This is a genomic window from Synechococcus sp. R55.4 (genome assembly GCF_047461935.1).
Classification (GTDB): domain Bacteria; phylum Cyanobacteriota; class Cyanobacteriia; order Thermostichales; family Thermostichaceae; genus Thermostichus.
Window position 1 is genome coordinate 1 of record NZ_JANSIF010000033.1, and the last position, 22,593, is coordinate 22,593.

Below are 22,593 nucleotides of genomic sequence, written 5' to 3' on the forward strand. Positions count from 1 at the left end.
ATCTAAAAAAACCAACTTCATCCTCTTTCCTCTATAAATTACTCTCTCTATCCTAACATAAGATCAACACGACCTAGTAAGACCAGCTTGCTGGCATCGGTCTGTGAAGCGTCAAGAATCCCCTGCCTTTAGGCAGGGGAGTATGTCAACATCCCAGGCATTCTGGAGAACCGGTGGGGCTTTCAAGAGGCTGGGGAATCGCTGCCGGGATTCCGATCCCCTACAATCAAGGGGGCTTGCTTTTCTGGGAGAGCCTGCTTGCTGCCGGCCTGTCTCTGGGCATTCTCGCTGATGTTTCCCCCTAGGCCCCTCGTTCTAACCCGTCTCTACCAGGAGTCCACTCGGCAGGCGGGGATCCCGAGATTCTTGTGTTTGTTCATACCAATTACTTCCGGCCCAAGATCAGATCAAGGTCAGATGTAGATGTAGATGCTGAAAAAATGCTGGATGGCCGTCCCGACAGCCCACCCATCACGATTGCTCTGGCCAAGGGGGCCCTGCTGCCTGAGGCCATTCAATGTCTGCAGCAGGTGGGGATCGATTTTAGTCGTTTTTTGGATCCCGGCAATCGCCTACTGCGGATTGAGTCCCCCACCCGGCTGAACGGGCAACGCTACGAAGCGCTGCTGGTGCGCACGCACGATGTGCCGGTGTATGTGGAGTACGGGCAGGCGCAATTGGGCATTGTCGGCTACGACGTCTTGCGGGAGCGCTATGCCGGCACCGAAGCGCGGGTGGCCCACCTGTTGGATCTCCAATTTGGCCACTGTCGCATGTCGGTGGCCCTTCCCCAAGATAGCCCCTACCACTCGGCAGCTCAGTTGCCTGCTCATGCCCGCGTGGCTTCTAAGTTTGTCGGCTGCGCCCGGGAGTATTTTGACCGTCTAGATTTGCCGGTGGAGCTTATCTCTCTCTATGGTTCGGTGGAGTTGGCCCCCCTCACCGGCATGGCCGATGCCATCGTCGACTTGGTAGCCACAGGGCGCACCCTGAGGGAAAACGGCCTGATTGAGCGAGACTGCCTATTCGAGAGTACAGCTCGCCTGATTGCCCATCCCATCAGCTACCGTGTCAACCAACAGCCTATCCGCGAGTTGATCACCCAGATTCGGGAACGCTGGCTGGGATCCCTGTTGGTGGGTGGCTAATTTTGAGGCACTTCCTCTGAGGGGGATCACGATTGCGTACAATGGGGGCATTCGGGCTTATTTCCCCCAGCAGCGTTCAGATTCAAAAAAGGTTTTTCGAGGTTGATTATGCGGTACCGTCCACTGCTCGCCATCCTGTTGGCGCTTTGTTTGAGCGTCTTTGCTGTTCCGGCTGAGGCTGCCAAAGCCCCGCTGACCTATGACCAGATCCGCAACACCGGCAAGGCCGCCATTTGCCCTTCGGTCTCGGACAACGCCCGGGGCCGTATCGAGGTGCCCAGGGGGGGATCCCTGAAGCTGACGGATGTCTGCTTCCAGCCGGTGCAAATTGAGGTGGAAGAAGAAAAGCGGAACGGCGAGAAGGAGTTTATTAAAGCCAAAAACATCCTGATCTCAGCGGCCACTCTGGGGCCGATTAAAGCCGAGGTGACTCCCAAAGACGGTGCGCTGGAGCTCAAAGTGGTGGATGGGATCACCTTTCAGCCGACCACCGGCCAAATGCCCCGCCGCGAGCTGGTGCCGTTTCTGTTTAGCGTGAAAGACTTGGTCGCCACTGCCCAGGGCTCCGCCATTGACCCTTCGACGGATTTTGAAGGGGAGTTCTTGGTGCCCGGCTATCACAGCAGCACCTTCCTCGACCCGCGCGGGCGGGGATCCAACACCGGCTACGACACTGCGGTAGGTCTACAGGCTGCCAAAGATGATTTTGCCACCAACCGCAAGGTGGACGAGGTTTCCCAGGGGAAAATGTCGCTGCGGATCGCTCGCGTGGATCCCAGCACCGGGGAGATGGCGGGATCCTTTGTTAGCATTCAGCCTTCCAGCACCGAGCAAGGGGCGATGGAACCCCACACTGTTCGCGTTCAAGGCTTGTTTTACGCTCGCCTGGCGCAGGAGTCTTGAAGAGGCTTGAGGAAAGCCGAGAAGAGATCCAATTTCGGGCTTGAGATGGGCAGAGATCCCGGCGATCCCTGCCTATTTCTGTTGATACTATGTCTGTCTGGGTTTGCCCGTTGGGGAAGTGTGCAGCGATGGTGGGATCCCACAGCGTCTGTTTTGATCGGGCCGCCGATTTTTACGATGCCACCCGCAGCTTTCCTCCCGGCGTAGATGAAGCGATCGCCGATGCAATCTTGGCCGCGGTGGAAGCCACCCCTGAGACCCACTTTCTCGAGGTGGGCATTGGGACAGGACGCATTGCCTTGCCGCTGATCCGTCGCGGCTATTCCTATTCCGGCATCGACATTTCCGAGCGCATGCTGGCCGTCTTGCGGCACAAAATTCAACAAAGTCTGGGCCAAATGCCGCCACAGGTTCATTTGCAGATGGCCGATGCCACCAACCTGCCTTTTAGGGAGCAGTGTTTTGATGCGGTGATCACGGTGCATGTGTTGCACTTGATCCGCGAGTGGCAGCAGGCGATTGGCGAGATCCGTCGCGTGCTCAAGCCAGGTGGGGTCTACCTCTACGGCTATGGAGAGCGGGTGATGAGCGCCCGCCACTCGTTCGAGGCCCGGTGGACAGGCATTCTGGCAGAGCTGGGATTTGAATCCCAACAGGTTGGAGCCGATGCCGAGCAGGTGGAAGCGTTGTTGCAGTCTCAAGGGGCTCATGTGGAACAGAGGACAGCGGCAGAGTGGCAGACGGCCATCGCTGCCCAAGCTTTGTTTGATCTGTACGCTCAGCGCTGCTACAGCAGCTCCTGGCCGATCCCAGAGGAGATCTTCCAGGCGGCCATTGCCCGCTTGCGAGCTTGGTTTGGCGAGACTTATCCCGATCCCAAGGCAATTCTGCTGGGGGAGAGCCGATTTCAGATGCTGCTGGCCCGCTGGTAGGGATCCCTAGGCGACCTTGGGATTAGGGATGTGATCCTGAAAATCGTGCTGGTCGAACACGTAAACGGTGCGAATCGGGTAGGGGATGACCAATCCGGCTCGGTCGCAGGCCTGTTTGAGAGCCATCATCACCTGAGTGCGGACGCGCCGCACCTCCGGCTTGCGGGGCCGAGTCCAGTAGCGCACCACAAAATCAATGGAACTGTCTCCGAACCCCACAATGTCCAACTCAAAGGGGGGATCCGCCAGCACCCCCTCGACCCCCTGCATGGCTTCCCGCAGCACCTCCAGAGCTTTGGGCAGAGGTGTATTGTAGTCGAGGCCAATTTCCAGATCGGTACGGCGGAAGGGGCGATCGGTCAAGACCGTGATCGGGCTGGTAAACACAATAGCATTGAGAATGACCACGCGCTCCCCCTGATAGGTGCGAAGCTGGGTGGAGCGAATGCTGATTTCTTCAACGGTGCCTTCGAATTCTCCGACGATAACTTGGTCGTTGAGTTGAAAAGGCTCGTTCAAAAGCAGCAGCACACCCGCCAAGAAGTTCTTGAAAATGTCTTGAAAAGCAAAACCAATGGCTACCGACCCTAACCCCAGTAGCCCGATGAGGTCACCCAAGCGCAGATCCGGGAAAGCCACCACGCTGGCCGCGAGGATCCCGACCACCCAGGCGCCCACTTGGCCGATCTGCACCAGCAGCATTTGCAGGGAAGGGCTGGGGATCCACCGATTGGCTGCGGATCCTACCAGACGCCGCACGGCTCGAACGCCATAGCGGGTAGCCCAGAGGATGACTGCGGCGATCAAAAAGCCCGGCAACAGCTCAATGCCTCGCCCCACCATCTCCAGGAGACTGCGGTTGATGGTTTGAAGTAGTTCGTTCATACCCTCATCCTTGCTATGCAATTGGCTACGATGAACACAAATGGACTTTGGCAGACTCTGAACCCGAGGAGACTCTCAATCTGGACTCAAAGAAGCCCTTTGCGAGTTCCTCTTCAGCCAGTATCGGCCACCGGTGCAGGCTTAGGTTCTGCTGCGCTTGCTACCCTGAACGGAGCCACTTTGCCGCAAGATGAGGTTCAGGGCAACGAGGGAAGCGATGGCCAACTACGACTGGATCGTGATCGGTGGCGGGATTACCGGGGCAGCTCTGAGCTATGAGCTGGCCCGCCAGGGGGGATCCGTTCTCCTCGTGGAGAAAGAAGCGGTGCTGAAGGGGGCAACCCGCTACAGCTACGGGGGCTTGGCCCATTGGGCGGGCAAAACGCCGATGCTCAAAGCTTTGGGGGAAGAAGGGATCCAACGCTACCGCACCCTGTCAGAGGAGTTGGAGGCAGACATTCAATTTCGTGAGCTGGACCTGCTCATGCCCATTGCCCCCGGCTGTGATGTGGAGGCTGTCGAGGCGGATCTGGCCGACTGTCGCATCCCACCCCGGCGGATTTCGGTGGAGGCAGCCTGCGAGCTGGAGCCACTGCTGGATCCGGCAGCTCTGGAAGCAGTGCTCTGGGCTCGGCATGGCCACATCAACCCCTTGTTGACGGCGCTGGCCTTTCAAACAGCCTTGCAACGATTGGGGGGATCCCTCTTGATCACAACAGCAACGGCCCTGCGGCGGCAGGAAGCGCGTATCACGGGCGTAGAGGCTGGAGCCAACTGCTATGGAGCAGGCCAGGTGGTGGTGTGTGCCGGCGGCTGGACGCGGGCTTTGTTGCGCCAAGCGGGGATCCGGGTGCCCATCTACTTCACCCATGCCGAATCCCTGGAGCTGGAGCCCTCGGATTTGCAATTGAGAGCGCTGGTGATGAGCGCGCCTGTGCAACGCTTGGAACTGGAGCGGCAAGCCGCCCATCCCGATCGGGATCCCCTCTGGGACGAGCCGGGGCACGAGCTTGGCCCGCCGATTTTGGATGCCGGGATCCTGCAATTTGTGGATGGCAGCATTCGCATGGGCCAGATCAGCCGGGTATTGACAGATCCCCATGCCGAGGTGGATGCAGCCGCCAGCGAAGCCCAGATCCGGGAACAGGCTGGTCGCTACCTGCCCAAGTTGGCCCACCTGCCCGGACGGTGGTATCACTGCTTGGTGGCCTTTAGCGCCGATCACCAGCCTCTGGTCGGATCCCTGCCCGGTTGGGAAGGCTTGCAACTGTTTTCCGGCTTCAGCAACCCCCTGCCCATCGTGCCCGCTTTGGCCCGTCGCTTCGCCCAACAAGCCTATGGACAGGCGGATGAATGGATCCCTGCTCTATCGCCGGGGCGGTTTGCCCAGGTTTGGAGTTGATGCCTTACCTGCTCTCGATGCTCCTCGCCGAGCAAGTGTAAACTACCCGCACCACTCATGCTGACGCAAAGCGCTCGGCGCCGCTAAAGCGAAAGAGTGCGGGCTTTCAGTAGCCCTGAGCCTGTTATGCTCTGCCAGAGAACAAAACAAACCCGTTCGCGAAGCGAGCCGTAGGCTTAACCTCTAGGCTGGTTTACAGCAGCCCCCAAAAGCGCAATCACATTCGCACCATTCAAGTCCGCATCCCCTTCCCATCCACAGTGCCCACACTTAAACTGCTTCCCACTGCGGTAGGACTGTTCAGGGTCGGGATGAATGCGCAAACACCGGTGGCAAGTTTGACTACTGTAGCGGGGATTCACCAACACCACCCTAACTCCTGCTTGCAGAGCTTTGTAGCCAATAAAGGTGCGCAGTTGGTAGAACGCCCAACTATTTGCACGCCTACGCTCTGTCTGACTGCGCGGCTGTTGATTGACCCTTTCCCGAATCCCTGTCAAGTCCTCTAAAGCAATAGCGCTGTTCGTTGCTTTTGCCTAGCCACAATAGCTTTGGAGATGCGATGATTGACCCACGCTTGAAAGCGCCTCTCCTTGCCAGACAGCCGTTGCAGCAGCTCTCTGCACCTGCGCCGGGAACTGCGGCTGCCCTTACTGGCTTTTTGCTGGAGTACCGCTCTCAGCTTGGAATAATGCTCTCGTATTTTGCTCAACTGCTGTCCATGCCAGTTCTCTCCCTCCGATGTATGGGCAATGTCTGTTCTCCCCAAATCCACGCCTATTACTCGCTCTTGCGGTTTGGTAACAGGTGTTTCTGTCTCTAGGCAAATTTGCAGATAGAACCCACCACCACGACGCTGAACCAGAGTCGCTGCTTTGGGTTTTGTCCCTGCTAACTTCCTGCGTTGATAGTTGCCGATGGCTAACTCAAACCGTTCCCTGCCATCAACGGTAGTGATGGACACTGTCCAATCTTTCTCTCTGAAGGAAAAGATGCGGGCATCGTAAGTAACAAACGGTTTCTTGAACTCCTTGACGGGTCTATTTTTCCGTTGTGCTCCTTTGCGACTACCTGCGACTCTGCGGTATACCTGCTGAGCCAAGTTACTGGACAAGCCAAATCGCGACCTAAGTTCGTAGTAGCAAAGGGATTGGAGCTTGATGGCATTGACTACCTTTGCTGGGGTGTTGGCATTGACCCAGTTCAAGGCTTCTGTGAAAGCAGAAAGGGTAGCAGAGAGTTTTGCCGCTTGAGCTTCTGCTACCCTGAGCTTGCAGGAAAGGGTCAGGACTTGGGTCATAGCTCTACCATACTTCATCAAGACGCATTCCTCCCGACGCTGACCCTACGGGTACAGCGCGGGGCTCCTGCGCGAGTAAGCTGAATTCCTATTTCCCACCTCCCCAACAACTCCCAAAATCCTCAGGGCAACCTTGCTAAGATTTCCATGGCAGGGATCCGCGAATATGCAAGGCGTACTGCTGATCCTCTACATGTTGGTTGTCAGTGGCCTGATTGCCGTTGTTGGGGATCGGGTGGGCTACCGCATTGGCAAAAAGCGCCTTACCTGGTTTAACCTGCGCCCCCGCCATACCGCCATTCTGGTGGCCGTGGTGACCGGTGTGAGCATCTCCGCGCTGACCTTGGGCACGCTGCTGCTCCTCAACCGCTCCCTGTCGGAGGCCCTGTTCAGCTACACCAACCAAATTGCCCAGGCGGAGCAAGAGCTGCGGGCCCTCAACCGCCAAAAAGCTCTCTTGGAAGCGGAAAATGCCGCTCTCAGGGTTGAGCGAGACCACCTCAAGGTGGATCTAGATCAATTTCGCACCCAGCAGTCGGCAGCCCAAACCCGCCTGAGCGAAGTGCGCGATCAGCTGGCAGTGGCGCTGCAGGAGCGGCAGGAGGCGGAGGCCAAGCTGGCGGCAGCCAACGAGCAACTGGCCAAGGTGCAGCCCAGTTTGGATCGAGCCCATGCCGAGTTGGAGGCAGTGAAGGCAGAGGTGGAGTCGGCTCGCCAGGTGATCGCTACCCTGGAGTCGCAAAAACAAGCCCTGCAACTGGATCGGGATCAGCTGGAGCGCTCCCTGGATGTGGTGCAGGCGGCCTTAACCCAACTGGAGAACCAGAAAAACCAGCTTGAGCAGGAGATCGAGCAGCTCAACCAATTGGCGGTGCGGCTGCGGCGGGGGGAACTGGCCATCTTGGCGGGGGAAGTCTTGGCAACGGGGGTTGTGGAGGCTCCAAGGGGGGCAAAGCCAGAGGCGATTCGGCGGCAGTTTGAGCAACTTTTGGCCCAGGCGGAACAGCGAGCCCTTGCCCTTGGATCCCAGCCCATGCCCCCTCTGGAAAACGCGATCTTGATCCGCCGCGAGGATGCCGATCAAGCCTTGGAGAAGTTGCAAGAGCCCGGTAGCTGGGCGGTGCGCATTCTCTCTGTTACCAACCGGCTCAAGGGGGAGCCTGTGCCTGTGCTCGTGCAGATTTACCCCAACCAGCGGATTTTCGCCAAGGGATCCGTGCTGGCCCACGGGGTGATTCAACCGGGTTTGAGCGAAAATCAGATCCAACAGCAACTGCTGGGGCTGCTGAACCAGGCCAATCAGCGCTCGCAGGAGGAGGGGCTCCTCTCGGATCCCATCACCGGCACCGTTGGGGAGTTCTCCCAGGTCAAGTTTCTGGAGGTTGTGCAGCATCTCCGCCAGAGCACCACCCCTCTGGATGTGAAGCTAGTTGCCGACACCGACATCTACACAGCGGGGCCATTGCGGGTGAGTTTTCTGATGGCAGAAGCTTCCGGTCAACCCGGCTCTTCTGGGGCTCAGCAGGCGGGGCGTCCTGAGGGATGACGGATCCACTCCACCCGGCAAGACTGAAGGGCCAACGAGTGCTGATCGGTTTCGACCCAGGGCGCGACAAATGCGGCATTGCTGTGGTGCAGGTGTTTACGCAAACGGAGCTGAAGGTTTTACACCGGGAGGTGGTCCCTTCCGCGGCAGCGCTGTCTAGACTACAAACGCTCCGGCAACAGTTTCAGGCGGAGCAAGTGATCCTGGGCAATCAGACGACGGCCCAAGCCTGGAAGTCTCAACTGGAATCCATTCTCCCCCCGCAGCAGATTGTCCTGGTGGATGAGCGGCACAGCTCCCAAGAGGCCCGTCAGCGCTACTGGGATTTTCACCCACCGCAGGGATGGGAGCGGCTGTTGCCCAAGGGGATGCGGGTGCCCGCCAAGGCTTACGATGATCTGGTGGCTCTCATTCTGGTGGAGCGGTACTGTCGTGGGCGAGATACGGCTGAGCCGACGTGAGCTTCTACAGGGGATCCTGCTGGGGCTAATGGCGGCAGGATGTGGGGGGCCGGATGCACACCTGCCTCTTGTCGTGGCGCTCAAGCAAGGGATCCCTGCCAGTTTGCTCAACGAGTTTCGCCGCAGGACTCAGGCCCGCTTTCGGCTGCAACTGTTGGATAGTCGGGATCAGTTGTTGGCCTATCTCCAGCAAAGTGTTCAGCCGGCTGATCCGGCCTGGTGGGATCCGGGGGGATGGTTCCGGCGGCGGCTGCCGGTGGCGGCTTTGAGTTTGTTGGGGGCCGACGGATTGGATCGGGCCATAGCTGCCGGTTGGCTGGCTCCTCTGCCGGCAAGCCTGTTGGGAGAACGATGGCAGAATCTGGATCCCCGTTGGCAAGCTGCGGCACTCCGGGAGGGGCAGATTTGGGGTGTGCCCTGGCGCTGGGGGGTAACGGCCATTGCCTACCGCCGGGATCGGGTGAGGGAGCCCATTCGGGACTGGGCGGATCTGTGGCGGCCTGAGCTGGCCGGCAAACTGACTCTGCCGGATCATCCGCGGGAGGTGATTGGGCTAACCCTAAAGAAAATGGGCCGCTCCTACAACGATCCCCTCAACCCTGAGGATGTCGAATTACGTCAAGAGCTGGGATCCCTGCATCGCCAGGTTTTAACTTACACCTCTTCCGACTACCTGCCCATCTTGCGCTTGGCCGATAGCTGGGTGGCCGTGGGCTGGTCGCAGGATCTCTACGCCACCCAAGCCAACTACCCTGAGCTGGCAGTGGTGATCCCGGCCTCCGGATCCGCCATCTGGTGGGATGTCTGGGTGCGACCCCACGTCGAAGACAATGCCCACACAGAATCAACCCAGACAGATTCCGGATCCCTGTTGGCTGACTGGCTTGATTTTGTCTTGAATCCTGAATTTGCCCCCCGCTTGGTCAATCTGAGCGGGATCCCTTCGGTTTTGCCGCTGGATTTGGCTCAACTTGCCCCACGCCTGCAACGCAGAGCCGACTTGCAAATCTCCACTTGGCAACGCTCGGAGATCTGGCGCCCCCTGAGCTCAGCCGAAGCCGAGTCCTATCTCAACCTCTGGGATCAAATGCGGCGGGGCCTTTTGTAGAAACACAGCGAGCGCGAGCCCTCCACTCTGCAACACTTCGTCAAGGTCCGCAATGCTTCTGAGGAGCTGTGGTAGGATGCCTGCTGTCTGATGAGCCAGTCGCATTTGCATCGAGGAGAGCACCTTGAGCCTGAGAGTTGCTGTTGTGGGGGGCGGGCCAGCCGGAGCCTCTGCTGCTGAAGTTCTAGCCCAAGCGGGAATTGAAACCTTTTTGTTTGAGCGGAAGCTGGACAATGCTAAGCCCTGTGGGGGCGCCATTCCTCTCTGTATGGTCTCAGAATTTGACCTTCCCCCCGAGATCATCGACCGCAAAGTGCGCAAGATGAAGATGATCTCCCCCTCCAACTATGAGGTGGATATCGCCCTTGAAAAGGAAAACGAATACATCGGCATGTGCCGCCGCGAGATCTTGGATGCCTTCTTGCGCAATCGTGCCCACCAAAAAGGGGCGGAGCTGATCAACGGCAAGGTAATGCATCTGGAAATCCCCCAGAATGGCCGGGATCCCTACATCCTGCACTACAACGATTTTTCCGACGGATCGAGGCAAGGGGTGCCGCGTTCTTTGGCTGTGGATGTGGTGATCGGGGCGGATGGGTTCCACTCCAAGGTGGCAGAAGCCATTGGTGCTGGAGACTATAACTATGCGCTGGCCTTTCAGGAGCGCATCCGGCTCCCGGACGACAAAATGGCCTACTACGCAGAGCGGGCAGAAATGTATGTGGGGGACGATGTTTCTCCAGACTTTTATGCCTGGGTGTTTCCCAAGTCCAACCATGTAGCCGTGGGCACCGGCACCATGAGGGCAAACCAAGCCCACATCCAAAAGTTGCAAGCTGGGATCCGCGCCCGTGCTGCCGAGCGTATCCGCGGCGGCCAGGTGATCAAGGTGGAAGCCCATCCGATCCCAGAGCATCCCCGCCCGCGCCGCGTGGTGGGCCGTGCTGCTTTGGTGGGAGATGCGGCGGGATACGTCACCAAATCCAGCGGCGAAGGGATCTATTTTGCCGCCAAGTCAGGCCGCATGTGCGCCGAGACCATCGTCGAGACCTCCAACGGTGGGGCGCGCATCCCCAGCGAAGAGGATCTCAAGCTGTATCTCAAGCGCTGGGATCGCCAGTACGGCCTGACCTACAAGGTCTTGGACATCCTGCAGCGGGTGTTCTACCGTTCCAATGCCACTCGCGAAGCCTTTGTGGAGATGTGCGCCGACCGGGACGTGCAGAGGATGACCTTTGACAGCTACCTCTACAAGACGGTAGTGCACATGAGCCCTTGGGTGCAGTTCAAGATCACGGTCAAAACCCTGGGCAGCCTGATTCGCGGCAACGCTTTGGCTCCCTGAAGTAACCCTACTGCCACTGGAAGGTCACCGTGACGCGATCCCAATTGGCCTCGGTTTTCAGCACACTGGCGGAGGCCCTTTGTCCGGGGGGCACGTCGCTGGGCTCAAATGCTGCCACTCGCGTATCGACAACTTCTTCTCCCCGATAGAAGGTGAAACGAGCACGGGCGTTGAGAACCGTGCGGGTGCTGCGGTTGATCGCTTCCACGCTTAGGCGGCTACCGGCCCCCACTCGTTCTTCCCGAATGGATCCCACGATTACAAAATCTCCTGGGCTAGCGGCAGACTCGGCTGGGGTGGCGGTCGGAACTGGGGTGCCAGGCTGTGGGGCCGTCTCGCTTTGCTTGGGATCCGACTGCCTCAGCAGCTCCAAAACACGGGCCAACTCCTGCTGAAAGAAAACAAAGGCTTCCCGCGATTGGTTGGCCACCTGGGCCAAAATCAGTCGATCCGACTCCTCTACCGGAATTTCCAGGAGGGGAGCTGGCCCTTTTAGGGTGACTCGGATGCTGGCGACTTCTTGGTTGATGAACTTATCCAGGTAGGGAAAGATGTTGAGAATGCAATCTTGGAAGGATCCCATTGGCATGATGCGATTGTTGGTCAGCACCAAGTCGGCCCGCTCACAGCTAGTCCGATCCTCCATATCAATTTCCAAGGGCACCCGAAAGGAGCCGAGGCTGGTGTTGGTGATGGTAACCCCAATGCCGTACACCTCCTGCCGCCAGCCATGAACGATCTCCAGGCTGGGGCTGGTGACTTCCTCGGTGAAATACTCTCCGGCCCAGGTCGGGGATCCCCACAGAGGCAGGACCAATAGCAGCACAGGGAAATGGCAGGTCAGTCTCCCATTCACCTCAACCTTCCTTCACTCAACCGGCGGACTGCGAGGCAGAAGAGGTGTTTCTTGCTCCCCCGCGATGGCAATAGCCTAACCTAGGGTCGGCGCAAACCAGGGGGAGTCTTTGAATAATCTTTCCAACAATAACGACTTTGAACTTCATCCGCTCTGCCCAAAGGGATAGCCCAGTACCCGTCTTCATCGAGCTGGGGGTTGCCTTGGCGGTGGATCCCAGGGGCCATTTTGTCGGGGCAGCGCCACGGGCTCTGCCGTTTTCCGCTGGGATCCCGTCTGCGATAGGATCAGAAAGTTCAGAAAGTGCCAAAATCCTAAGAGCCTCAGATCGAGTGCGACCGTGTTCCTCACCTTCTCAGCAGTATGGCTAGATCCTCAGCTTCGTGGCTCAGTCGGCTCTCCTTTTTGCGAGGGCTGATCTTCATCTTGGCCGTGGTGGTTGCCCTCGTTTACTTGGGCTTCAGCCGGGAGGTTCGCCTTGGCCTCGACCTCAAGGGGGGAACCCAGCTCACGCTACAAGCTGTGCCCACCGAGGAGGTGCCTGAAATCACCCCCGAAGTGATGCAGGGGGTAGAGGCCGTCATCCAGCAGCGGATCAACGGGCTGGGGGTGGCTGAGCCTCTGGTGCAGATCAGCGGCCAAGACCGCCTGTTCGTGCAGTTGCCGGGGGTGGCGGATCCGGATCGGGCCATTGCTCTCCTTGGAGATACAGCCCAACTGGAGTTTCGCAAGGGCTTGGTTCCTGTCGGCGCGCTGCCCCGCAACGAGCGGGGAGAGATAACAGCGGGGGAGGATCCGGATACTCTGTTTGAGCGGGTCGGCCTCACTGGGGATCTGCTGCGCAATGCCTATCCCCAAGCCCCTCGCCGCGGATCCCAGAGTTGGGAGGTGCTGCTGGAGTTCAAGCCGGAGGGGGCAGAAAAATTTACTCAGCTCACCCGAGATCTGGCCGGAACAGAACGTCCATTGGGCATTTTTCTGGACGACGTGTTGATCAGTGCCCCGATCGTGGGGCCGGAGTTTGCCCGCACCGGCATCACCGGCGGGACGGCGGTGATCACGGGCAATTTTACGGTGGAAACCGCCACTGACTTGGCGGTCAAGCTCAGGGCAGGAGCGCTGCCGGTTCCCATTCAGGTGATTGAAAATCGCACTGTCGGGGCCACTTTGGGGGAAGTGAGCGTGCGCCGCAGCCTCTATGCCGGGATCGGGGGCCTGGTGCTGGTTTTCCTCTTTATGGTGGCCTACTATCGCCTGCCAGGGCTGATTGCGGACATTGCTCTGCTTATCTACGCCCTCTGTACCTTTGCTCTCTTCCAACTGCTGGGGGTCACCATGACTCTGCCGGGGATCGCCGGCTTTATCCTCAGCATCGGCATGGCGGTGGATGCCAATGTGCTGATCTTCGAGCGCATCAAAGAAGAGTTGCGGGCCGGCAAATCCATCTACAAGTCCATTTCGGAAGGGTTTAACCGCGCCTTCAGCAGCATCCTGGACAGCAATGTGACTACCCTTTTGGTCTGTGGCGTGCTTTTCTGGCTGGGGATGGGACTGGTGAAAGGGTTTGCGGTAACCCTGGGCATTGGCATTCTGGTGAGCTTCTTTACGGCCATCACCTGCACCCGTAGCCTGCTCTTGGCGGCAATGGGGATCCCCAGCTTGCGCAAACCTGAGTTTTACGGCGTTCGGATGGAGGCGGCCCAATCATGACGGCTCAAGAGCTATCCCCTGCAGATCCCGCTTCCTCTCGCTTGCTGGACTACCGCTTTGACATTGTTGGGCGGAGCAGGCTGTGGTTTGGCTTCTCCTTGGCGGTGTTGCTGGTGGGGCTGGTCAGCATGGCCTTTTCCCTGGCTTCTCTGGGAACCCCCCTGCGGCTGGGGTTGGATTTTTCCGGCGGCACTTTGCTGGATCTGAGCTTTGAGCGGCCTGTCACCACCGAGGAGCTGCGGCGGGCGCTGCAGGAACACAACCTGGGGAGCAGCATCATTCAACTGGACACCCAGACGGGCCAGGAAGCCCTGATCCGCATGCCCCCTTTGTCGGAGACGGAGCGCTTGGCCGTGGAAGCCACCCTGCGGCAGGAGGTTGCCCCCTTCCAGCGCAATCTGGTCGAGACGGTTGGCCCGACGGTGGGTCGTCTGCTCCTGCGTTCCGGCATCGTGGCGGTGCTCATCTCTTTCGGCCTGATTGTGGTGTATCTGGCCCTGCGCTTTCAGTGGGATTACGCGGTGTTTGCCATTGTGGCGCTGCTGCACGATGTAGTGTTGACGATAGGGCTATTTGCCCTTTTGGGCCTGACGGTGGGTATGGAGGCGGACAGCCTGTTTGTGGTGGCGCTGCTGACCATCATCGGCTTTTCCGTCAACGACACCGTGGTCATCTACGACCGCATCCGCGAGAATCTGCGTCTGGTGAGCCGCAAGGTCAGCCTGGCCGAGGTGGTAAACCTATCTCTGAACCAGACCTTTGCCCGCTCCCTGAACACCACCCTGACGACGATGCTGCCCCTAGTTGCCATCGCCATTTTCGGGGGAGCTACCTTGAAGGGGTTTGCCATTGCCCTGCTCATTGGCTTTACTTTGGGGGTGTATTCCAGCATTTTTATCGCCAGCCCCCTGTTGGTGTGGTGGCGGCAGCAGCGCTATGGCAAAAGTAGCGAAGATGCCCGCGCAGGCAGGGATCCCGATTCACTTCCCTCTGAGGGCTAGGGCCCCGATATCGGAAAAATTGGGTCGATTGGGTGGGGATCTGTCGTTCGCGCTGAGACGGTGTCCTCTGGGTTCACCATTGCAGTCGTTGCCCGCGGGAGATCAGGTAGCGTTGTAAATCGGCCATTTTGCCTTGCGGCACGATCTGAGCTGGGATCAAGCTGGGATCCTGGCTGTGCAGCCAAGCCACGGTCAGCCCTGCCGCCGAGCCGATGGTCCATTCGCCGTAATGCACCCGGGTGGCAGCGTTGACAATGTGGCTGACGGCGATCCCTTTGCTGCCGATGAGCAGGTTATCCACCTTCTGCGGGATCAGGGCTTCTAAGGGAATGAGAATGGGGCGGACGGAAAACTCGTTGACTGGCGCGGAGCTGGCCGACAGAGATGGCTCCCAGTTGCGGTAGCGACAGCCATGGATGTCGATGGCGTAGTGGGTAACTCCCACCACGGTGGGGCTGAAGTCCCGTCCCCCAGTGGTGCCGACGCGAATATCCTGCTCCAACATCAGGAACTCCGCTTGGCCGTAGGCAGATCGCCCCAGAATGCGTCGACCTTCCCGGATGTAGGGGTAGAGGCTGAGGCCGGAGCGGGTGCCCAGCAAGGACTCTTCGGCAAACACCAAGGACAGGGGATAGCCGCTGCGGGATTGGGTTTCCATCAGCCACTCGGCAAACAGCAGGGCGTGGTTTTCTCCATCTTTGATGGCTGAGACATCCAGGCCCCCCAGCCAGTTGTGGCGCTGCCCCGAGGCCACCAGCCGCTCTTCCGTCAGGATCAGGGGCGGGTTCATGATCCCCCAATCGTTGCCGCGGTTCCAGTTCACCATTGTCAGGTCGCCTGGAACGGGTGTGCTGTAGAAGGGATCCCGGCGACCCTTGCTGACGATGCGGCGGTAATTGAAAAAGCTCTGGCCGCTGAAGGTGGGGAAACCTTCCATGTCGAACTCGCGGCGGTGTTCGGCGCGGGAATAGCCTGGTTGCAGTTGGGCCAGCTCTGCTCGGGAGCGACCGCCATCGTCGTGGATGGCCAGCACGAAGGGAAAGGTAAAGGCTTGAGTGCACTCCGGGTTGCTGGCGGGGGCGGCATTGGGCTCTCCGGTCACGTCTCGCCCTTCCGAACCCAGCCGATAGGGGATCCCGGCCCAGCCCACCAGCTCGCCGGTATCGGTGGCATCGATCACGAAGAATGGGCGGCCCGGCGGCGCTTGTAGACGCAGCACTCGCTTGGCGAACACCTCCGTTTCCTGCCAGCCATACCAGCTCACCAGCTCCCGCCACAGCCGTCCCGGCGGCACAAAGTTGGGATCCCGCGGCTGCCGCTGCACAGCGTAAATGCTTTCAATCCGGGATCCATCGGCGCTGAAGGTGGCCCCCTTAAAAGCCGTTTGGGTAGCCCAGCGGCTGTTGGGGGCATTTTGAGCTGCCTGTTGCAGCCAGGTTTCCACCGCCTGCAGCCCCGCCTGGGGCGGAAAACACAGCCCTCCCACCCAGCAGCTGTTGATCTCGGATACGCGGGTTCCCGGCGGGATCCCTGTCCAGGCCGGCAGATGCACCGGCTGGCTTTCGATCAAGGCCTTGAACTCCAGCCAGTGGCTGGAAAAATTGCCCCGCTGCCGCATCGGCAGCGATTCATCAATGGCCGATACCCCCTGGGAGGTAATCTGACCCCCCAGCCAAGGGGTGAGCTCGATGAGACAGGTCTGCACCCCCCCTCGCATGGCATGGCCTGCCGCTGCCACCCCTCCCAGGGATCCGCCCACCACCACCAGCTCGCACTCCCAAATCTCGTCCGGCTGCGGCAAGGGATCCAACAAGGGCCAACCGTGGGCGGTAAAACGGGGCACCTCCGGCTCGGAGACGGCAACAGGGGATCCCACCTCTGGCTGGGAGAGGGCGGCAAACCCCATCCCGGCCACAAAGCTCAGCAGCGACAGGATCCCCAGCCCCACAGTTCGCTTGGGCTCAGATCCCCGGCACGCCGCAGCCGTCTTTTTGCCAGCCATGCTCACCTCACTCACACCCCAAGCCCTTCCCCGGCAGGAGAAATCCCCTTGAGAATAGCTGAGGAAACCGACATTGAGGCCAGCCAGGATCCCTGCCACAGGGCATAATGGGCTAGCAACTTTTTAACGGCAACGGCGGGATCCCATGGGACGGGCAAAGAAGGTGGTATTGGCCTATTCAGGCGGGGTGGATACTTCCGTCTGCATTCCCTATCTCAAGCACGAGTGGGGGGTGGAATCGGTGGTGGCCCTGGCAGTCGACTTGGGGCAGGGGGCGGAGCTGGAGGCCATTCAGGCCAAAGCCCTCAGGGCGGGGGCAGAGCAATCTCTGGTGCGGGAGGCTGTCCAGGCCCTCATTACCGACTATGCCTTCCCGGCCATCCAGGCCAACGCCCTCTACGAGCAGCGCTACCCCCTTTCCACGGCCCTGGCCCGACCCCTGATTGCCAAGCTGCTGGTGGAAGTGGCGGAAGAGGTGGGCGCCGATGCGGTGGCCCACGGCTGCACCGGCAAAGGCAACGACCAGGTGCGCTTTGATCTGGCTATTGCTGCTTTAAATCCCCAGCTCAAAGTGTTGGCCCCTGCCCGCGAGTGGGGGATGACCCGCGAGGAGACCATTGCCTATGGGGAGCGCTACGGGATCCCCATGCCCGTGCAGAAGTCCAGCCCCTACAGCATCGACCTCAACATTTTGGGCCGCAGCGCTGAAGCCGGCATCCTAGAAGATGCCGACCGGGAGCCGCCGGAGGAAGTGTATGCCCTCACCCGGCCTATTTCCCAGACACCCGACGAGCCCGCCTACGTGGAGATTGAGTTCGAGCAAGGGATCCCTGTCGGGGTGGATGGGCAGCGCCTTGGCCCCAAAGCCCTCTTCGAGCAGCTCAACTCCTTAGCTGGCCTGCATGGGGTGGGCCGCATTGACATGATCGAAAACCGCCTGGTGGGGATCAAGTCGCGGGAGATCTACGAGTGCCCCGCTTTAACCGTCTTGATCCAAGCCCACCGCGAGCTGGAAAGCCTCACCCTCACCCGCGATGTCATCCATTACAAGTACGGCATCGAGACCACCTACAGCCAGTTGATCTACAACGGCCTTTGGTACTCGCCGCTGCGGGAGGCTCTGGACGCCTTTATCCGCGCCACCCAGAAAAGCGTCACCGGTGTCGTGCGGATGCGGTTGCACAAGGGCCAGGCAGTCTGTGTGGGCCGTCGCTCTCCCTACTCTCTTTACAACCCAGAGCTGGCCACCTACGGGGAAGGGGATCAATTCGACCACCGCGCCGCCGAAGGCTTTATCTACATCTGGGGCCTGCCCACCCGTGTCTGGGCCCAGGTGCACCGGGGCTAGGCTGAAGTGGTGATCCCACTCTCATTCCATTGGATGGATCTCTGGACAACCTGTTGGAGTTACCCAAACGCGCCTCGGCGGAGACAATGAGAGGGGCAGCTATGCCTGAAGCCAACATCCTCATTGACTTCGCCAAGGTTGGGGGGCTGGAATCCTTGGCAAGACTGGCAACTCTGGAGGTGCTTGACGTGGTACTGGCAGAAGTCGATGACCTTTGCAAGTCCCAGGCTCTTGCTTTGGGCGTGCAGGTTGTCCAGGTGCAGGAAACGTGGCTTCCAGAGGCAATGGTTCTGAAGAAAAGTGGGTTGTCGATAGCTGACGCATTGTGTCTTCACTACTGCCGTACCAACAGCTCTACGCTTCTCTCCAACGATGGCCGGTTGCGCAGAGCTTGCGCGGAGAGCGGCGTTGTCGTCCACGGCAGCCTTTGGGTAGTGTGTGAGCTCTATAACCAAAAGGTTTGTCTGCCGGAGGTACTGTGCAACTGGCTGGATCGCTGGGAGAAGGAGTTGAAAGCTCGCCTCCCTGCTGACGAGTTGGCCCAGGTGCGACAGGTTTTAGGATGTATCTCAGGTTCGTAGCGCCAGCACCCACCCTCAAGTCCCGGCAGTCCAGGTGTTGCCGTACTCGATCTGCTCTGGAGTGAGGCTGTCGATTTGGATCCCCATGGCCTTGAGCTTGAGGCGGGCGATGGCCTCGTCCACCTCGAGAGGAATGGGGTGAAGCCCCGGAGTCAACCGGCCCCGGTTTTTCACCAGGTATTCGCAGGCCAGGGCCTGGTTGGCAAAGCTCATGTCCATAACGCTGGCGGGGTGCCCTTCGGCAGCAGCCAAGTTAATCAGGCGGCCTTCCCCCAGCACCACCACTGACTTGCCCGACTGCAGACGGTATTCTTCCACAAAGGGGCGCACCATCTGTCGGGAGACCGACCGCTCCTGCAGCGCCACCAGGTCGATTTCAATGTCAAAGTGGCCGGCGTTGCAGACCATCGCCCCATCCTTCATGCGGTCGAAGTGCTCGCCGCGAATCACGTGCTTGTTGCCGGTGACGGTGATGAAGATGTCCCCCAGAGCAGCGGCTTCTTCCATCGGCATCACCCGGAAGCCGTCCATCACCGCCTCCAGAGCCCGCACCGGGTTGACTTCCGTGACAATCACCTGGGATCCCATGCCGCGGGCCCGCATGGCCACTCCCTTGGCGCACCAGCCGTAGCCAGCCACCACCACCGTCTTCCCGGCCAGAAGGATGTTGGTACAGCGCAGGATCCCGTCCAGGGTGGATTGGCCGGTGCCGTAGCGGTTGTCGAACAGGTGTTTGGTCTCGGCGTCGTTGACGGTCATCACCGGGAAGCTGAGCACCCCCGCCTTGAGCATGGCCCTAAGGCGCACCAGGCCAGTGGTGGTCTCTTCCGTGGTGCCGATGAGCTCCGACAGTTGCTCCTGACGGTGCTGCACCAGCTCCGCCGTCACATCTCCGCCATCGTCGATAATCAGGTTGGGGCGGTGATCTAGGGCAATCTGGACATGGCGGCGGTAGGTGGCCACATCTTCTCCTTTGAGGGCAAACACCGAAATGCCATGGTCCGCCACCAGGCTGGCGGCCACATCGTCTTGGGTGGAAAGGGGATTGCTGGCAATGAGAACGCTATCCGCCCCCCCTGCTTGTAGAGCCAGGGCCAGGTTGGCCGTTTCGGTCGTAATGTGGCAGCAGGCCACCAAGCGCAGCCCGGCAAAGGGCTTTTCTTGAGCAAAGCGCTCCCGGATCTGGGCCAGCACCGGCATCTCCCGCGCCGCCCACTGGATCCGTTGCTTGCCCAGGGGGGCGAGGTTCAGATCTTTCACTTCATGCTTCGGGAGAGACAGGGTAGCGCTGGTCATCGAGTGTTGCTCCAAACAGGGTCATCGAGAGAGGATAGGGGAACGGAAACTGCAAGCCCCAAAGGGGGCCAGGCAGCCATTAAAGATCAGCAAGGATGTCGATAAGCCTGAACTATTCTGCCACAAGGGATCCCCTTTCAGCGCTGGGGCTGGATGTAGGCAACCGCCGCATTGGCGTGGCCGGCTCCGATCGGCTGGGGCTGTTGGCCACCGGCTTGGGGGTCATCCAGCGACGATCCCTCTCAGAGGACATTGCCCAAGTGCAGGAGTGGATCCGCCGTCGCCAGGCCACCGTGGTGGTGGTGGGGATCCCCCTTCTGGCGGATGGGTCGGTGGGATCCCAGGCCCGCAAAGTCCAGCGGTTCGTGCGCGCTTTGCAGGTGGCCGTGGATCTTCCCATTGTTACCGTCAATGAATACCTGAGCACCGCGCAGGCGGAGTGGGATCTGCGCGAGGCGGGGATCCCGGCCAAAGCCCAGAAGGGCTTAATCGATCGGCAGTCGGCGGCGGTAATTCTCCAAACTTGGCTGGACGAGCGACGGGCTTCCCTGTCAGAAGTGCCGGCTTGGCAAAGCTGGGGCAACAAAGACTACGCTGGAGAAGTCTAGCCGGGAAAGTTTAAATCAATTCAAGCCCAAGGTGGGCCATCCCTCGTTGCCCCTTCTGCATCAGCAGGGTGTGATTGTTAAGTCGGGGCCTTTCGCGCAACTTTGATAACGTCTGATAACGTCACGTGAACCATCCGAGCATGAATCGCATTTGCATTCTTGGGGGCGGCTTTGGCGGGTTGTACACAGCTTTGGAACTGAGCCGGCAACCCTGGCCAGAACCACCCCAGATCACCTTGGTCGATCGGCAGGAGCGGTTCGTCTTTGCCCCCCTGCTTTATGAGCTGCTCACCGGAGAAATGGAAGACTGGGAGGTGGCCCCCCGTTTTCAAGATCTGCTGCCCCCGGGATCGGTGCAGTTTCGCCGCGGATCTGTCCAGGCCATTGACCCTCAAGCCCGCCGAGTGGAGCTGGAAGATGGGCAGAGCTTGGAGTATGACGCGCTGGTGCTGGCGCTGGGGGGAGAAACCCCTCTGGAGAGCGTTCCGGGAGCGGCAGAGTTTGCTTTTCCCTTTCGCACCCTGGCAGATGCCCAGCGGCTGCGCGCCCACCTGAAGGCGTTAGAAGAGCGGGATCCGGCTCAGCCTGTGGCTCTGGCCATTGCAGGAGCAGGGGCCAGTGGCGTGGAACTGGCCTGCAAATTGGCAGATCGGCTGGGCTGGCGGGGACGGATCCGCCTCATTGAGTTGGGATCCCAAATCTTGTCCGGCTTTGCTCCCTCCAGCCGGGAGGCGGCCCAAGAGGCGCTGGCTCAACGGCGGGTGCAGGTGGAGTTGCAAACCAAGGTCTTGGGCATCGAGGCCCTTAACGAGAACGGCGCCCCTCCCTTCCGTCTGCAGCTCCAGCGACTGGAGAGCCAGGAGATTGCTACGGATCTTGTGGATGCTGTGCTGTGGACTGTCGGAACCCGACCGGCAGCGGTGATTGCCAATTGGGATCTGCCCAAAACGGAGCGGGGACGGCTACAGGTTTTGTCCACCCTACAAACCCCCACCTTCCCAGAGATCTTTGCCTTGGGAGATGCAGCAGCGGTGGTGGATGCGGAGGGCAAGCCGGTGCCGGCCACAGCCCAAGCGGCTTTTCAACAGGCCGGTTATTGCGCCTGGAACCTGTGGGCTTTGCTCACCCAGGAGCGGCCTCTCTTGCCCTTTCGCTACTTTTCTCTGGGGGAAATGCTCAGCCTGGGGGTGGATACGGCGGTGCTTTCTGCCCTTGGCGGCCTCACACTGACCGGCCCCCTGGGCTATTTGGCGCGGCGAACTGCCTATCTGGTGCGCCTGCCCACCCTAGAACACCAGCTCAAGGTGGGGTGGAATTGGATCACCCGTCCCCTCTGGCAAGGGCTGCTGGCCCGCTAGGATCCCTGTAACTGGCAAGAGCGCTCGTAGGCCGCTCGCACTGCCTGCATCAGGGCTCCCCGCACCCCCGCCTGCTCCAAGGCTTGGATCCCGGCAATGGTCGTCCCCCCTGGACTGGTGACCCGGTCTTTGAGAACGGCAGGGTGCAGATTTTCTTGCTGCAAGAGGGCAGCAGTACCCGCCAAGGTCTGCAGGGCCAACTGGGTAGCAATGGGACGCGGCAGCCCCACCTGTACCCCTCCGTCGATCAGCCCTTCCAGAATCACCGCCAGATACCCCGGCCCGGAACCCGAAAGTGCCGTCACCGCATCCATCTGGCTTTCGGCCACCGTCACCACCTCGCCCACCGCGCGAAACAGCTTCTCCACCTGCTCCACCTGCATAGGCGTCACCCCTGGCCCGTAGCTGATGGCCGTTATGCCCGCCCCCACCAGCGCCGGCGTGTTGGGCATCGTGCGCACCACCTTTTGTTTGGGAAAAGCCTGCTGCAACTGCTGCAAGGGGATCCCGGCCATAATCGAGATCACCAGCTCTGTGGCGGACAGCCGGCCCATCTCAGCCACCACTGTCGGGAAGAGCTGCGGTTTAACGGCCAGAAACAGAATCTCAGACTCTCCCGCCTGGGATGGATCCGCCAACAATCGGATACCCAGCTCCTGCTGCAGGGCCACAGCCTTATCCAGATCAGGCTCCCGCAAGGCCACCTGCGCTGCGGGATAAACTCCCACAGCTACCCAACGCCGCAGCAGGGCGGATCCCATGGCTCCACCCCCGATAACACTTAGCAGTGGCCGCTCCATAGC

19 protein-coding genes and 1 pseudogene are annotated in these 22,593 nt (G+C 60.0%); 14 read left to right on the plus strand and 6 right to left on the minus strand.

Annotated elements, in window-relative coordinates:
* Positions 1-440 precede the first annotated feature (440 nt).
* The 3 genes from hisG (at position 441) to NW842_RS08770 (ending at position 2,983) form a co-directional block, all read left to right on the plus strand.
* Positions 441-1,148, plus strand: a complete 708-nt coding sequence (gene hisG, locus NW842_RS08760) for an ATP phosphoribosyltransferase (RefSeq protein WP_011433162.1) — start codon at positions 441-443, stop codon at positions 1,146-1,148.
* Positions 1,149-1,256: 108 nt separating this feature from the next.
* Positions 1,257-2,051: a photosystem II manganese-stabilizing polypeptide gene (locus NW842_RS08765; RefSeq protein ID WP_414358265.1), complete on the plus strand. Its 795-nt coding sequence runs from the start codon at positions 1,257-1,259 to the stop codon at positions 2,049-2,051.
* 89 nt (positions 2,052-2,140) lie between these two features.
* On the plus strand, positions 2,141-2,983 hold the full coding sequence (locus NW842_RS08770) for a class I SAM-dependent methyltransferase (protein WP_414358263.1): 843 nt from the start codon (positions 2,141-2,143) through the stop codon (positions 2,981-2,983).
* A gap of 6 nt (positions 2,984-2,989) precedes the next feature.
* Here NW842_RS08770 and NW842_RS08775 read toward each other — a convergent pair whose 3' ends face one another.
* Positions 2,990-3,868 carry a mechanosensitive ion channel family protein gene (locus NW842_RS08775; protein ID WP_414417865.1) on the minus strand — a complete coding sequence of 293 codons (879 nt, stop codon included), beginning with the start codon at positions 3,866-3,868 and terminating at the stop codon, positions 2,990-2,992.
* Positions 3,869-4,085: 217 nt separating this feature from the next.
* Here NW842_RS08775 and NW842_RS08780 point away from each other — a divergent pair, with 217 nt between their 5' ends.
* Positions 4,086-5,270: an NAD(P)/FAD-dependent oxidoreductase gene (locus tag NW842_RS08780; RefSeq protein ID WP_414358258.1), complete on the plus strand. Its 1,185-nt coding sequence runs from the start codon at positions 4,086-4,088 to the stop codon at positions 5,268-5,270.
* 42 nt (positions 5,271-5,312) lie between these two features.
* Here the strand turns inward: NW842_RS08780 and NW842_RS08785 are convergent.
* Positions 5,313-6,570 (minus strand): annotated as a pseudogene (locus NW842_RS08785) (RNA-guided endonuclease InsQ/TnpB family protein).
* Between the two features lie 166 nt (positions 6,571-6,736).
* Between NW842_RS08785 and NW842_RS08790 the strand changes: the two are divergent.
* From NW842_RS08790 to chlP, 4 genes are all read left to right on the plus strand, one after another.
* Positions 6,737-8,116 carry a DUF3084 domain-containing protein gene (locus tag NW842_RS08790; protein ID WP_414417866.1) on the plus strand — a complete coding sequence of 460 codons (1,380 nt, stop codon included), beginning with the start codon at positions 6,737-6,739 and terminating at the stop codon, positions 8,114-8,116.
* Positions 8,113-8,577, plus strand: a complete 465-nt coding sequence (gene ruvX / locus NW842_RS08795) for a Holliday junction resolvase RuvX (RefSeq protein WP_414331042.1) — start codon at positions 8,113-8,115, stop codon at positions 8,575-8,577. The genes NW842_RS08790 and ruvX (NW842_RS08795) overlap by 4 nt, the downstream gene beginning before the upstream one ends.
* Positions 8,549-9,685 (plus strand): extracellular solute-binding protein, encoded by a 1,137-nt coding sequence (locus tag NW842_RS08800; RefSeq protein ID WP_414417867.1) that lies wholly within the window; start codon positions 8,549-8,551, stop codon positions 9,683-9,685. Before ruvX (NW842_RS08795) ends, NW842_RS08800 begins: the two co-directional genes overlap by 29 nt.
* Before the next feature lie 124 nt (positions 9,686-9,809).
* Entirely contained in the window at positions 9,810-11,030 is a 1,221-nt protein-coding gene (gene chlP, locus NW842_RS08805) for a geranylgeranyl reductase (protein ID WP_414417868.1), read from the plus strand.
* A gap of 7 nt (positions 11,031-11,037) precedes the next feature.
* Here chlP and NW842_RS08810 read toward each other — a convergent pair whose 3' ends face one another.
* On the minus strand, positions 11,038-11,856 hold the full coding sequence (locus NW842_RS08810; RefSeq protein ID WP_414417869.1) for a hypothetical protein: 819 nt from the start codon (positions 11,854-11,856) through the stop codon (positions 11,038-11,040).
* A 393-nt stretch (positions 11,857-12,249) separates the two neighbouring features.
* On the opposite strand from NW842_RS08810, the gene secD reads away from it, so the two are divergent.
* The gene (secD, locus tag NW842_RS08815; RefSeq protein ID WP_414331113.1) at positions 12,250-13,596 is read left to right on the plus strand and encodes a protein translocase subunit SecD; all 1,347 of its coding nucleotides are present in this window, start codon (positions 12,250-12,252) and stop codon (positions 13,594-13,596) included.
* Positions 13,593-14,597 (plus strand): protein translocase subunit SecF, encoded by a 1,005-nt coding sequence (gene secF, locus NW842_RS08820; RefSeq protein WP_414374870.1) that lies wholly within the window; start codon positions 13,593-13,595, stop codon positions 14,595-14,597. The genes secD and secF overlap by 4 nt, the downstream gene beginning before the upstream one ends.
* Before the next feature lie 73 nt (positions 14,598-14,670).
* Here secF and NW842_RS08825 read toward each other — a convergent pair whose 3' ends face one another.
* Positions 14,671-16,599, minus strand: coding sequence for an FAD-dependent oxidoreductase (locus NW842_RS08825; protein WP_414374872.1), 1,929 nt, complete (start codon positions 16,597-16,599; stop codon positions 14,671-14,673).
* A 145-nt stretch (positions 16,600-16,744) separates the two neighbouring features.
* Between NW842_RS08825 and NW842_RS08830 the strand changes: the two genes are divergently transcribed.
* Both NW842_RS08830 and NW842_RS08835 read left to right on the plus strand, forming a co-directional pair.
* Positions 16,745-17,947 (plus strand): argininosuccinate synthase, encoded by a 1,203-nt coding sequence (locus tag NW842_RS08830; RefSeq protein ID WP_414417870.1) that lies wholly within the window; start codon positions 16,745-16,747, stop codon positions 17,945-17,947.
* A gap of 101 nt (positions 17,948-18,048) precedes the next feature.
* Positions 18,049-18,528, plus strand: coding sequence for a hypothetical protein (locus NW842_RS08835; protein WP_414417871.1), 480 nt, complete (start codon positions 18,049-18,051; stop codon positions 18,526-18,528).
* Positions 18,529-18,543: 15 nt separating this feature from the next.
* Here the strand turns inward: NW842_RS08835 and ahcY are convergent, their stop codons facing one another.
* Positions 18,544-19,824 carry an adenosylhomocysteinase gene (ahcY, locus tag NW842_RS08840; protein ID WP_414417872.1) on the minus strand — a complete coding sequence of 427 codons (1,281 nt, stop codon included), beginning with the start codon at positions 19,822-19,824 and terminating at the stop codon, positions 18,544-18,546.
* A 95-nt stretch (positions 19,825-19,919) separates the two neighbouring features.
* Here ahcY and ruvX (NW842_RS08845) point away from each other — a divergent pair, with 95 nt between their 5' ends.
* On the plus strand, positions 19,920-20,432 hold the full coding sequence (gene ruvX / locus NW842_RS08845; RefSeq protein ID WP_414417873.1) for a Holliday junction resolvase RuvX: 513 nt from the start codon (positions 19,920-19,922) through the stop codon (positions 20,430-20,432).
* A gap of 140 nt (positions 20,433-20,572) precedes the next feature.
* Positions 20,573-21,790, plus strand: coding sequence for an NAD(P)/FAD-dependent oxidoreductase (locus tag NW842_RS08850; protein ID WP_414417879.1), 1,218 nt, complete (start codon positions 20,573-20,575; stop codon positions 21,788-21,790).
* Here NW842_RS08850 and proC read toward each other — a convergent pair.
* Entirely contained in the window at positions 21,787-22,590 is an 804-nt protein-coding gene (gene proC, locus NW842_RS08855) for a pyrroline-5-carboxylate reductase (RefSeq protein WP_011433348.1), read from the minus strand. The genes NW842_RS08850 and proC overlap by 4 nt on opposite strands.
* Positions 22,591-22,593: the final 3 nt, after the last annotated feature.